This is a genomic window from bacterium, from assembly GCA_030018315.1.
GTDB lineage: Bacteria > Hydrothermota > UBA3073 > JACQXS01 > JAGMCI01 > JASEGA01.
In genome coordinates, this window is record JASEGA010000035.1 from 1 (window position 1) to 13,993 (window position 13,993).

Here is a 13,993-nt window from a genome sequence, read left to right on the forward strand (position 1 = left end):
CCAAGTCAGAGGTTGAAAATCAAAGGTGCCAAAAATATTTATTCAACAAAGCAAGTATTTTAAATTTTTTATATGCCCTCCCTAAAACCTGTCTACCCACAGGTAGATAAGACTTTATCTCAAGATCCGTATGGACAAGCCCCGCCAGAGGCGGGGTAAAATCTATTTGGGGCGGTTCTTACTAAAGAACCCGTCTCAATTTAACAGTTTACAAAAATTAGCCCCTTTGACCTAATACTACCTTTCATATTAAGTCTTACGATATAGAAACCAGTTGGCATCTCTGCACCACTCTCGTCATCACCATTCCACTCAATTTTGTAAATACCTGGTTCTAATAAGCTATTGACGAGTGTCTTTACCATTCTACCTGCTATGTCATAAACAGAAAGCTCAACCCAATCCATGTGAGTAACACTGAAACTAACAAATGTCGCATGAGTAAATGGATTAGGAGTTACACTAAAATCATTACATACTTTAGATACTTTCTCCTCTACCTTGGGCTCAGTGATAAAAAGTTGACAGTCGTTAAGGAAACCGGGTGGATATATCCATCCACCAGCAACAAGTACTCTTCCATCCTGTAGTAGAGTTGCTGTATGATTCTCACGAGCCGGTATCAATGGTGGGACATCTTCAAAACTGCCTGTCTCCGGGTCGTAAATTTCGTAATCAGATAGAAATTGACCATAGACACCATCCCAAGCATAGCCAGCTACTACCAAAACTCTACCATCTTGAAGTAATACTGCAGCATGCGACCATCTTTCTTGATTCAAATTACCTGTTTCTTTCCAAATTCCACTTCCAGGGTCGTAAAGCTCACAAGAGTTGTAAGCACCAATCCCTCCGGTTACAAGAACTTTGCCATTCTGAAGTAAGATTGCTGCATGGTCACAGCGAGAATGATTAAGGCTACCTGTTTGTACCCACTCTTGGCTAAACCCATAAAATGCACAAAAAGTGGCTACAAATACAGTTATCTTGTAAACCATTGCTTACATCCAAATGTCTTTATCTCTATCAAAGTAGTGTAAACTTCTTTGTCACCGCCACTTTATTAACCTCTAATCTGTAAAAGTATACACCTGCTGCTATTTTGTGTCCCATAAAGTTTTTGCAGTCAAATGTAACACTATGAACTCCAGCCTCATTTTGGGCATCAACGAGTGTTCTAATTTCCTGTCCAAGTAAGTTATAAACTTTAAGGCTGACCTTAGCCGTGTTTGGTATTTGGTATCTAATCTCAACTTGTCCTATAGCAGGGTTTGGAATAGCAGGCAGTAGTGCTAATCCAAAGTTGGCTACAGGCTCTTCAGTCCCTGCTACCCCTCTCACAAATGCACGTATTAACAGCTCTGACCCTTCCCTCGCTCTATAAGGAGCCCATACCCCGGTAAACTCCCACGCCCGGCGTGAGAAAGGTGTAGTTAGCTCCATTATCATAGCCGGATATTGGGCACCAGTCTGAATCATGCCAACATAGAACTTACCCTCTTTGATAGTATCAAGGCCACTCGGTATAGCAATAGTGTAATAATCAAATCCTCCACCTGCTGGCACATTAATTGTATCAGCGTAGATAATTGTACCGGGACTACCATCAGGACCGTCGTCATCCATAAATAGTATGGGGGTATTGACTGCATTATCTGTTTGCAATGTAACTTGCACAGACTCTACTATAGTAGGATAAGCGGGTGGCTTAAACTCTTGTCCCCAGCCCGCACCAGCTCCATACCAGGCACTTCCTTGTGCTTGTTGTGGATTAGAGTCGTATATAAGCCAGCCAGGGTAGGTTATAACCATAAACTCTACATCCTTGGTATTGTTGATAGAGTTAATATCACCAGATAATGCAGTCCTAACATTAGCATAGTAATTGCCTGTAGCTGTAGGTGTCCAGTCCCTGAAGTTAACTGTAGTTAACTCACCCGCCGGCAGACTTGCAACACTCTCAGTATCACTGTATTGCGTGGCACCGGCTACTCTTCTAATAACACAAAATACATTAAAATTCTCTGCATCCACATTACCGTAGTTCTTAATAGTAGCAAAAATTTGTATAGGCTCATTAGGAAAACAGAATATGCCTTTACTACCATCAGATATAGCTTCGTATACACCAATATCTTTGGCTTGGTAAGTAGTTGACTCTGGAGGTATAAATTTGACAGCTAACCCAGAGTCTGGCATCTGGTTAAGTAGATATTGAAGACCGTCGTTCCCGATGACATTCTCAATCCCTGCGCAATCCATATTTTGGTAGAAACTACCTTGTTGTCTACCATACTGGAATAGAATAGTGCTGTCATTAGCACTCAGTATCAATTGAAAAGTATGCGCCCCTACAAGCCCCTGTTGTGTCCAGGCAGGCACATTGATAAAAGAGACAACCAAAGTATCTACATTATTAGAGTAGTAGTAACACCTACCTTGAGAGCCAGCTCCAAACGCAATATCAGCGCCAAGTGGTATAACCAAATCATTTGGTGGTGTAGTATTTGGGATAGTATTTCCACCATCCTCCTGTGGAAAATATACATCAGAGTAAGTGAATGATATAGCACCGTTAGACTCAATCCAAAACTTATCTACTCTGTACCAATAGTACGGAAACTCAAATCCAATATTGTATGGACCTGAATTGTTATCATCACCAAGTCCAATCACCTCAGTTCCAATTCCAGTGATATCAATCCAGTTGTAAGTAGGTCCACCTGGTGAATTGCTATCAAGCCAATAGTAGCCGTAGTTGTCTGTATCACTCTTGGATGGCGAAAATGGAATAGATACCCACCTTTTGTTTAAAGTATTGCTAACACCAAAGCAATAACTTGCTACCAATAAACAAAGCCCAGTTAATATTACCTTTCTCATATTGCCTCCTATTTCACCACAACTGCACTCTGTAGGGGCGAGGTTACCTCGCCCCTACACCTCTACTTAATGGAGCAGAATCAGCTTATGAGTTAAATCAAGACTACCAGAGGTAGCACCTCCAGTTGTAAACTTTAAGAAATATATGCCAGAATTTACACTTGTAGCCTCCCAGCAAGCTTTGTGTATTCCTTTTGACTTCACACTATTTTCAAGCGTAGTCACCAATCTACCTGTCATATCGTAAATCTTAGCACTCACAAAAGTCCGATATGGGAGCTCGTAAACGATTACACCACAATTATGCATAGGATTAGGATGCCAGGTAAACTTGAATCCATTCGGTATAGATGATGTCTCTTCTATCCCCGGTAGTCCACCATGAACTATACGCATAAGCCAATCACCATCCCCTACAGTATTCCATGTGGCTAAATCTTGTGTCCAATACGACCTGTTATTTATAGGTGCATTTTGGTCTAATCCAATTCCGGGTCCGGTCTGGCCAGATTCAAACTTAGCTACAAGCCAGATATTACCTGGTGCCGGTATCTGTGTCAGTGTAGTATCAAATTCAACCACTATCCAGCCAGGTATTTGAGTAGCAGATGGGTCTTGAATCTTCTGATATGGAGCGTTCATATTAGGACTTGTAGCAGTGCCAGGGAATACACCTATGTAATCAAATGGGGTTGTGCCACTAACATACACTTTAGCCTTCTTGACACAAATGTTTGTCCCAAAATATGGAGTAAATCTGACTGCAAATGCATCCTGTGCCCCATTTGGACTCTGTACCACATACCAGGCTTCTGGAACACCGTCATCATATGAAATCTCACCATAATCATAGCTCTGAGAAGCTGCTATCAATGTATCACTATGTGGGTTCATATCACCAGCTAGTAATGTAGCAAAAGTAAATGTATATGGTTCGTCATAGAGTGCCGGTCTCCATGTATCAAATGTTAATCGCCGCGTTGCCATTGAAGCTAAGTTAGTAACTTGTTGAGTATCTGCATATACAACATTATTAAACTCATCCATTATGATACACTCAGTACCAAAACTCTCTGAGTTAAGCCCTACATTCTGGACTGTAGCTCTCACTTGGTATGTTGTATCTACCCATACCCATGCACCTGGGCTATCTCGAGATAGGACACGGACATCGTGTGCAAGCGCAACCCACGACACATAAGCATAGTTAGATAGCTCTGTCCCATTACCATCCCACTGAAGCTCAGTCCAATGTCCTGGTATTCCAAACCAGCTATGACCACGCCAAGAGCCGTCACCAAGTGAAGAAGGGAAACCACTGGCATTTACCACATCAACTGCTACCCAGAAGTCACCTGAGTCAATCCTTAATGAATCAGCACCGAGGTCAAATTCTGTGACAGCTGGGTACCTCCGTGCAGTAAGTTGTGGCGATGAATATAAAATTGTGCTACCATCACCGGCATAGATTCTAAAGTTGAACTGGTCACCATCCCATGGAAGCTCCGGATGCTCATAAAATATGTGTCTTAACCTCTTAATATGAAATGGATACTGGACTTGTGGGAAGTTAGTCATAGTAAACGCAGTTGCAAGCTGTGAATCTGCCGGTGCCCATACTATCCAATGTGGGTTTTCGTTGTAATACTTAATCCACTCTTCAATCCTACCATCTTTATATGTCAACCTATCCTGATTGCCACTCCCTATCCAACCTTCACTCACCTTCCTTATCACAGGAACATGCGTCCCAAAGCAATAGCTAACTATCCCAATAAGTATTGGAATAACTAATACAACTCGCTTCATCACTCCTCCTTTTAGTTACAGAGAACACAAATCTTATTTCGTGTAATCTGTAGCTATTCAAATCTCGTTCCATATGGAAACGGGACAAAGAACACCTAAGTTTAACTTCACATCCCTGTTATTGCTACATAAGCACCCCCTTTCCTTAAAATCATAAATCCCAAGCACCAAATCCTAAACAATTTCTAATTTCCAAAATTCCAAACCAGAAGGTTTGAAACATTGGAATTTAGGATTTATTTAGGATTTCGTGCTTAGAATTTCTCATAAAAATTTACATTTTAAATCTTTTATTAAGATAACTGGAAGTATTAAAAAGTCAAGTATAAAATAAAAAAAATTTTTTGTCAACTACGAGAGTAATAGTTTAATTGTTCTAAAATGAGATTGCTTCGTCACTTCGTTCCTTGCAATAACAAGGGGAAAATGTCATTACTAGCCCCACATTTGTTATTGCGAGGCGTAGTCAAAGCAAGTCTTAAAAATCAAAAATACATATCAAAATGCAAAATTATGACACAGATTTTCAACCACGAATATACACGAATACACACTAAATTCGTAACACTATTCTTTCCTTTATTTGTGTTCATTTTCATCATTTATTGGTGAAATCTGTGGCTCATATTTGATTTTTGATATTTGATATTACTATACGGCCTCACCTAAGTAGAAACAGTTGCTTGGTTATACTATTTTCGCCTGCTTGTCCGCAGGATTCTGTGAATAGCTTACAGAAGTAAATGCCACTTGGCAGTCTATTTCCACTTTCATCACTGCCATCCCAAGTAACAGAATTGAGAATTGAGTAGCGAGAATCGAGCAATGGAAAAGACTTAACTAATCTACCAGTAAGGTCATAAATTCTGAGTGTCATGTGTTGTGCGTTTTGCGTTGTGTGTTTGGAAGCCGACGCATGACCCACGACACACGACTCATAACGGATTACTGTAGTTCTGCTGAATGGATTAGGCCATATTTCAAATTTAACACTTGGTTTCATACTAGTTTCAGTCATAACTCCTGAAGGAGAGTATTTATATTTTATGACAAAACACTCTGATTTATCATCCCGCACAAGCCTTCCTACAACAATAATATTATCGTTCTTATCAACTGCTACTCCATTGCCACAACCTCCCCTAATACCACCACCACTCGCACCACTAAAATTATGCGACCATAAAACTGAACCATTAGAATCACATTTTACAGTGTAACACTTATCAAATATACTACTACCAGTCCCAGTAGACCCTGTAATAATAATGTCACCTTTATAATTTGTCGTTACCCCTTTAGCCTTGCTACCACCACTCCCAATTGTCTTTGCCCACTTAACTGCACCTGAAGAACTATACTTTACTGTGTAGTAACCAGTTCCTGTAACTACAAAGTTGTTATTACTATCTACTCCTACCGCATAAGCTTTATTTCCATCTTCTACTGTATCGGACCAGATAATTTCGCCTGACGGGTTATATTTTACAGTGTAATAATCAGTGTAATCGGAAGTCCCTGATGCCCCTGTAACGATGATATTATTATACTTATCTGTAGCCACTCCATAAGCCCAGCTTACTTCGTTATTCTTGAGTGTATCTGCCCATATGATATTGCCAGCCGGGTTATATTTTAATGTGTGATAGCCACTAGTATCAGTAAGGCTTCTCAAGTACCCTCCAGTAACGATGATATTATTATTCTTATCTATAGCTATTTCTTCTGAACAATTGAGATAGCCACCCCTTACTGTATCTGCCCAAATAAGTGTAAAAGATGAGTTATATTTTGCAGTGTAGAAAGCACTTGATGAAATATATCCTGTGACGACAATATTTCCATTACTATCCATTGCTATAGCTTTAGGCTCATAGCCATAAGTAGTGTCAATTTTAATGATTGTGCCAGCTGAATTATATTTTATGATAAGTTGACAAGCCTTGTCATTAATGTAAGAGTATGCCAAAATAATAATGTTTCCATTGCCGTCTAACACCACATCCTCAGCCCAATCATGCTCACTCCACGGCTTGAGTGTATCTACCCACTCTATCGTGTAATCGTCACCAAATACTGCAGCAGAGAAAAGTATCAGTATAAATAATAAAGCTAAAAATGTATTTTTAACCATGCTCCCCCTTTTCATTAAGCCATTATTTTAACTTAATCACCTTTTTATTAATAACCTGTAATTGAGACTCAAGCTTTAAAAAATAGATGCCATTTGATAACCCATCACTGCTCCAATCAACTGAATGATAGCCAGTCTCTTTCTTTGTGTCCACAAGTATAGCTATGAGCTCACCACTGCAATTGTATACCTTAAGTGAAACTTTTTCAGCTGTTGGTATTCTATAGTTTATTATAGCTCTCGATGAGAACGGATTAGGATAAATTTCCAATTCAGTATTCGGTGCTTTAGTCTTTACACTTTCTTCAATTCCAAGCTCTCCAAATTTTACAGTTAAAAAGTTGTCATTTTTTGTTGTTGTCGCTATAAAATCATTGTAAGGGTCGATAGCTACACCTTTAAAGGCACGAGCGCCTTGGTAGCTATATTCCCAAAGTAACTCACCTTCAGCCGAATATCTAAGGATATTAGGTCCATTAAGAATGGTCCGCCCTACAACAATGACATTGCCAAAAGAATCTACATCAACACCAAAGCCTTCATCACGTTCACCTGTATCATAGAGCTTTGCCCATAAAACATTTAAATCAGGTGTATATTTGATAGTAAGCCAATCGTAGCTATGTGTTCCTATATATGGATATGTCCCTGTAAGGATGATGTTATTCCATCTATCTACAGTAATGCCATAACCTGTCTCAATTGGCACAAGGTTTGGGTCAAAATCTGAAGTGAGATACCAATCACCTTCAAGGGACGCACCATCACAATCGTATTTATAAGTTGGAATACCCGGATGCCAGATTGGAATTGTCAAAAAGATACCACCTGTCACAACCACATTCTTATCGCTATCTGTAGCCACGCCATAACCCGTTAAGCCAAACTCCTGGTTAATAGTCTTCTTCCAAACAAAATTACCCTCAGGTGAATACTTAATGATTAGAATTCTTGGACTCGCAGGGTCATCAGGCCATATTGAAATCCATCCTGTCCCAACAATCCTATTGTCATTATCAGTTGTAATACCTTTAAGACCAGCTGAGTGCCAGCCCTCTGAAGTGTAAGTCCTTGTCCAGAGAAACTCACCAGTTGAATCATATTTAACTATTCGACACACCAATGAATCATATCCAAATATGGAATAGCCGCCTACAATGATATTATCAAGCTCATCTGTAGCTACACCATATGCCATATCCCGGCCTTCAACCTTAAACTGCCTCGCCCACAAAAGCTCACCACTCTGAGTATACTTAAGAGTGAGAAAATCAGTATCCCCCGCACATGTATAGCCTGCTACTATAATATTACCTTTATTGTCTATAGCTACTCCATTAGCTTCATCCTTATAGCCTGAATCATACTCCCTTTCCCATAGTACCTGGGGCTGTGAGTATGCAATTTGCACAACTAACCCAAATGTATAGATAAAGTATGGACGAAATAATTTACTAATCATAACCCCTCCATAAATAGCTCTTTAGTAACATCCTTTATCCAGCCTTTGCCTAACTCAACCGTATAACAGTCTGTGTTTTTCACAAGGTCAAAAATAAAATCTATCCGCTTCCTATCATCGGCGCAGAATGCTATTACTGGAGCAAAATTAAATTTGTCTCCAAGTATACGACAGAGCACATTTTTTTTCCCTATGCTTTTAACTTTCAATCCTTGGCAGTTGGAAAAATGAGGTAAAAATATTTTGTGTAAAATGCTCTTATCTGAATAGGTAAAACTTCGTGAACTATTAGTATCTCCATTATCCACAATTGGACTCAAGTTGGGATAAAACTGCGCGCGTTTATGGTTCACTTTAGGCAAGTCTAAGAAAAAAGGAAATATATTCCATCCTACTTTATCTTGTTTCAGCAACACCTTATCATCACTCAAAAAACTAAACCCCTTCTCAAGGAGTGAGATGCAAAAGGTTGTTTTACCACTCCGAGATGGTCCCACCAACAGTAAGCCACGTCCATCATTTGAGACTGCTGTCGAGTGTATACAAATGTAATCACGGCAACCAAGCAAAAATAGTGTGCCATGTACTATGGCTACATTACGGATGGTACAGAGAAATTGTTTGGGATGCGTATTTCTCTTTATATAAACTGTCTCTGTTAACTTATCAGCATCGTATATGATAAACATCACATCATCCCAATTTTGTAGGTAGATATTTCCATCTTTATATGTTATAAGATTAAGCAATCTGGTTGAAACCCTCATCACTTTGGATGAGAGAAAGCAACCACTCAATTTAGGAAATTTATCTGACCAGCTATATGTTACAGTTATAGTTTCATCTATACCACCAATCACAGGGGGTCTCAATGAATTAAGTAGCTCTTTACTCGTTGACAGTATCTTTATGTAGGGCCTCTTAATAGTGTGCATGCATTGTACCTTCCTTAAGCGCTCTCCACTCATATATGAACTTACAAAGGTTATCAGATGCCTTACAGTAATCTTTCTTCTCTAAATAAGACATAGCAGGACACCGCACACAGAATCTAAGATATTTGCAAGAATGACAATCTACCATATCGGAAATGGTCGTGTTTCTCAGCTTTAAGAGTACAGGTGAGCAATCCAGTATCTCTTTTAGAGACTTCTTATAGATATTACCTGCTTCCAATGGAAAGATAGGACACGGAAGGACTCGTCCGTCAGAAGTAATAGTACAACATGAGATGCCAGCCCCACACGATATACCTACTGTACTTTGGCTTATGTTTTTTACATTGATATTAGTTATATCTTCTTCCAACTTTATGTTTGATTTTTGTACAATTTGATATATATCAGAAGTCGGTAGCTGGTATTTTATAGGACTCATGTTATGATTCCTCCTACCACTTATCAATGCAGAGAATATCAGCTTTACATTTGGCATTCCGGTAAACATAGCCGGTACCTTAGGGACTTCATGGTAGTTAATTTTTGTTATTGGAAACTTTACTACAGTCCTTATACCATTTCTTGAAAGATTATGTACACCATCCATTGCTTTTGAAAATGCATCTACACCGGTAAACTGCACGTAAGTATCAGCAGAGACACCATAAATTGTCAACGCTACCTTGTGCACATTAAGGTTTGCAAGCTTCTTTGCAATAGCGTCTGTGATTAGAGTACCATTTGTGCCAATCTGGACTGCAAAACTGCGCCTCCTTGCTTCCTCTATAATATCAAGAATGTCGCCTCTCATAAAAGGCTCGCCACCTGATAGTTTAAGAGAAAAGATACCAATATTAGCTGCCTCATCCAATAGCTTAATAATGCGGGTGAATTCCAACGTCCCTTCATAAGTTTCAAGAAAACAGTAAAGACACCTTAAGTTGCAGTTTTGAGTTACTTCTATTAAAATACCTATTAGAGGGTGTTTCTTCATGTAAGTGCGATTAGCCCCTCTTGTAACAGGTCGGTGACAAATTCAAGTAAGTCACTAGATACATCAGCAGTTTTAGCAACATCGCAATCCCTCTTTATATTATCTATAATCTCACTAATAGGCTTATTGCCATCAAATTGTTTCCAAATGTAGCTACCTACTTTGTTAAGAATATAATATCTCTCTGTAGGGAGATGAAGTAAAAGGACCTCACCTTCTATTTCTCGCCAAGCAAGCTCTTCTTTTTTTATTCTGACCTTATTTGAAAGTTCCATAATACCTACTCATTACCTTACATATGAAATCAGGTCTCTTAAATATATCTCCATGAGTAAAATAAGCTGATGCAAGACAGCGCTTGCATTTGTAAAAGAGAGAACAATCACAGCAGTCTACGAAAGAAGAGCGTGTAGCATTTCTTAATTTAAGAAAAACAGGTGAGTTGTTCCATATTTCTGCAAGAGATTCCTTATAAATATTACCTGCAGAAATAGGAAGAAAGGGACACGGATAAATATTGCCATCCGCTGTAATATAACAACCGGCGAGCCCGGCGTTACAATTTTGATACGGTGATTTGAGTCCGTTACCTCTATTTACTATAAATTCAACTGATTGGGGGCCATTTTTTAATAGCCCAATTATTGCATCTTCACTCAAATGACAAGAAGGGTGAGATATACTTCCGTCGCGTCTATTAAGTATGAGAGGGTTAAACTTTAGAGATTTTAAAGGAAACTGACTTAGAACACGTACCATTTTATCTAACTCTTGAATATTGTCATTAGTTAATAGTACTCCTACACCTACATAACAATTATTTTCTAATATGGTTCTAATAGCTCTTATTGCACGCTCATATCCAGAAGATACACCGGTTACTGCCTCGTAAGTAGCAGCAGATGCCCCATATATCCCTAAAGAGTAGTAGAAGACACCGAGCCCCTTCAATTCACTAACAATTGAGTTTGTAATTAATGAGCCATTTGAGCATATGGTTATACATAGACCTAACCTACGCGCTTTTGCAACTATTTTAAAGAAATCGGGATGCAACAAGACTTCGCCACCTGTCAGCTGTAGGAAAATACCTTTAAGGCTAATGAATTCGTCAAGTACACCTTCTATTTTAGTAAACGGGAGCTCCAAGTTAAAATCTGTTATGCAACAGTGCTTGCATCTAAAATTGCAATGAGTAGTTACCTCTATTGCGAGCCCATTTAAAGTAATCATCCTGTACTAACTTTGTAGTGGTGACCAAAGTGAAATGGATAAACCAATTCTTATCATTACCCTATGAAAATAAGGCTATGCAATCTTTTCAGGAGGACAGGGAGACGGCTTCCACTCACATTGGAGGATATCTAATTCATCGTAAGCTTCAGTTTGACTTTCGTATTTGGTCATTTTGGGCTTCTCGTACTTGAGCTTTTTAAGTGCTTCTTTATTCTGTCCACTTACTTTCCTATAAACTCTCGAAATCTTCTGCATAAATGCGGCCTCCTATCCGCTACTAAAAATTTGCCAGTTTTGACTCCACATAACATTCTCCTATTTTTCAAAAGATATATCATAAACTCTACTTGTCAAAAGTGAAAGGGATAAACCAATTCTTATCATTACCCTATGAAAATAAGGCTATTCAACCAATTCAGGAGGACAGGGAGACGGAGTCCAGGTACATCGGAGGATATCTAATTCATCGTAAGCTTCAACTTTACTTTCGTATTTGGTCATTTTGGGCTTCTCGTACTTGAGCTTTTTAGGTGCCTCTTTATTCTGTCCACTTACTTTCCTATAAACTCTCGAAATCTTCTGCATAAATGCGGCCTCCTATCCGCTACTAAAAATTTGCCAGTTTTGACTCCACATAACATTCTCCTATTTTTCAAAAGATATATCATAAACTCTACTTGTCAAGTGTAAATTTTGGCTCTTAACTACCTAAATTCCATCTCACTTGTTGAGTAGGACAACCTTCTTTGAGACCAGTAGCCCGTTACTGCCCTCAACTGTGACAAAATACACACCAGGTGTAACTGTCATCCCTTTATTGTCATTGGCATCCCATACCCAACTATAAAGTGCCTTTGATAAAGGACCGTCCCAAAGCGACCGGATAACTGCACCACTAATGTCGTAAACCTTTAGCTTAAAATAGTCCTCTTTATCAGGCTGAAAAGATATAGAAAGCCGGTGGATGAAAGGATTTGGTGAGACCGTAATACCAACTAAATTGGTCTTAACAATGGAACTGATATATTCTTCAACTCCAGCTACACCAGAAAATTTTACAGTGAAGAAATTGTCAAAGTCCTGTCCCTGTGCCTTTGGTGCTACTATAACAAAGCTGCCATCAAAATGGTCAACGGCTATACCAGAAAAAGGTTGGTATAGAAATGTCCAGCCTGTCCAAAGTGAATCACCATTTATAGACAGTTGTAAAATAGGACCTATTCCCACATTGTAAACAAGATTACGGACAGTGTCCACAGCTATACCAAGACCTACCTCATCTTTAAAGCCCCAATGGTACTCATTTAGCCACAATTGTTCTAACTCCTGTGTATATTTTATCGTATACCAATTCATACCCTCTTCAGGTGGCTCCCACTCTTGTGGCATCAGATATCCTGTAACATAGATGTTATTTTCTTTGTCTACAGCAATACCATACCCACCATCATAAGTTGGACCAAAGGGAGTATGTCTTGTCTCTGTAACATTACCAAGAAGTGTACCATCGGCGCTATATTTGACAGTAACAAACCCTGTTTGCCCATATTCACTACTTGAAATATCACAAAGTGTGCCAGCTACAAAAACATTATCAGAAGCATCGGTTACTACATCACGACCCCTAAACCAGTAAAACCAGCCAAAAGAAAATATCTGCTCCCAGATAAATTCGCCATCAGGAGAAAACTTAACTGTTAGTATATTCACACCCCAGCCATCAGGGGTAGGGTCTGTTCCTGTTATAATGATGTTATTCTTACTATCAACTGCTACACCGTAGCAAAAACTCCAAAACCAAGGTGGTCTATTGTAAGTCTTTTTCCAAATGAGCTCACCTTTAGGGTCATATTTTACAATTAGACACTGAACTGAGTCAGGTACGGTAATCTCGCCCCACACGGCGGGACCTACGGCAATAATGTTGTTACAGCTGTCTATAGCTACATCAAATGCACCCTCATTTGCTTTGCTATCAAAACTTCTATCCCATAAAAGTTTGCCCTTCGGGCTGTATTTTAGAAGCTGAAAATCAGCATCCTCTATCTTCCTATATCCTACCACTACAATATTCCCTTCTCTATCTACAGCTACACGATTGGCACCCTCCTTGGCACCACCATCCCACTCCCTCGTCCATAAAGTATCGCATCGCATATTTGGCCCTGTAGGCCATGAGTTGTTTGCTGTGTTATATGCGTGGGCGCAAGTAACAAGCTCATCCCTATTATATCCTCCAATAGAATGTATCTTACCATCTACTGGAGCTGCCTCTACGATACATAGATGATTTAGCATAGGTGGCTTGGTAGCCCAGCTGCCAGCAATCACGACTAAAGTCGGGATTGACAACATAAGCCCGCTAACCCCGATAGTGAATATCAGGATAACAAATAATTCTTTCTTCATCTCTCCAACTACATTTACATTAGTATTATTTCTATATACTAATTTATAATCTTTTTTTAAAAAGTCAAGTAAAAATTGCTTTGTTGAATAAATATTTTTGGCACCTTTGATTTTCAACCTCTGACTTG

General features: G+C 39.2%; 12 protein-coding genes. All 12 read right to left on the minus strand.

Annotated elements, in window-relative coordinates; genetic code table 11:
- Positions 1–200: 200 nt before the first annotated feature.
- Positions 201–998, minus strand: a complete 798-nt coding sequence (locus QMD71_09080) for a kelch repeat-containing protein (protein ID MDI6840981.1) — start codon at positions 996–998, stop codon at positions 201–203.
- A 28-nt stretch (positions 999–1,026) separates the two neighbouring features.
- Positions 1,027–2,883 carry a T9SS type A sorting domain-containing protein gene (locus QMD71_09085; GenBank protein ID MDI6840982.1) on the minus strand — a complete coding sequence of 619 codons (1,857 nt, stop codon included), beginning with the start codon at positions 2,881–2,883 and terminating at the stop codon, positions 1,027–1,029.
- Positions 2,884–2,949: 66 nt separating this feature from the next.
- The gene (locus tag QMD71_09090) at positions 2,950–4,692 is read right to left on the minus strand and encodes a T9SS type A sorting domain-containing protein (protein ID MDI6840983.1); all 1,743 of its coding nucleotides are present in this window, start codon (positions 4,690–4,692) and stop codon (positions 2,950–2,952) included.
- A gap of 661 nt (positions 4,693–5,353) precedes the next feature.
- Complete coding sequence (locus QMD71_09095) at positions 5,354–6,826, minus strand: FlgD immunoglobulin-like domain containing protein (GenBank protein ID MDI6840984.1); 1,473 nt, start codon at positions 6,824–6,826, stop codon at positions 5,354–5,356.
- A gap of 22 nt (positions 6,827–6,848) precedes the next feature.
- Positions 6,849–8,288 carry a T9SS type A sorting domain-containing protein gene (locus QMD71_09100; protein MDI6840985.1) on the minus strand — a complete coding sequence of 480 codons (1,440 nt, stop codon included), beginning with the start codon at positions 8,286–8,288 and terminating at the stop codon, positions 6,849–6,851.
- Positions 8,285–9,223 (minus strand): hypothetical protein, encoded by a 939-nt coding sequence (locus QMD71_09105; GenBank protein ID MDI6840986.1) that lies wholly within the window; start codon positions 9,221–9,223, stop codon positions 8,285–8,287. Before QMD71_09105 ends, QMD71_09100 begins: the two co-directional genes overlap by 4 nt.
- The gene (locus tag QMD71_09110) at positions 9,210–10,220 is read right to left on the minus strand and encodes a radical SAM protein (GenBank protein MDI6840987.1); all 1,011 of its coding nucleotides are present in this window, start codon (positions 10,218–10,220) and stop codon (positions 9,210–9,212) included. The genes QMD71_09105 and QMD71_09110 overlap by 14 nt, the downstream gene beginning before the upstream one ends.
- Entirely contained in the window at positions 10,217–10,495 is a 279-nt protein-coding gene (locus QMD71_09115; GenBank protein MDI6840988.1) for a PqqD family protein, read from the minus strand. The genes QMD71_09110 and QMD71_09115 overlap by 4 nt, the downstream gene beginning before the upstream one ends.
- Entirely contained in the window at positions 10,479–11,453 is a 975-nt protein-coding gene (locus QMD71_09120) for a radical SAM protein (protein MDI6840989.1), read from the minus strand. The genes QMD71_09115 and QMD71_09120 overlap by 17 nt, the downstream gene beginning before the upstream one ends.
- Positions 11,454–11,528: 75 nt before the next feature.
- Entirely contained in the window at positions 11,529–11,711 is a 183-nt protein-coding gene (locus tag QMD71_09125; protein ID MDI6840990.1) for a hypothetical protein, read from the minus strand.
- Between the two features lie 147 nt (positions 11,712–11,858).
- On the minus strand, positions 11,859–12,041 hold the full coding sequence (locus tag QMD71_09130; protein MDI6840991.1) for a hypothetical protein: 183 nt from the start codon (positions 12,039–12,041) through the stop codon (positions 11,859–11,861).
- A gap of 135 nt (positions 12,042–12,176) precedes the next feature.
- The coding region (locus QMD71_09135; GenBank protein ID MDI6840992.1) for an SBBP repeat-containing protein at positions 12,177–13,993 on the minus strand (1,817 nt) is incomplete at its 5' end.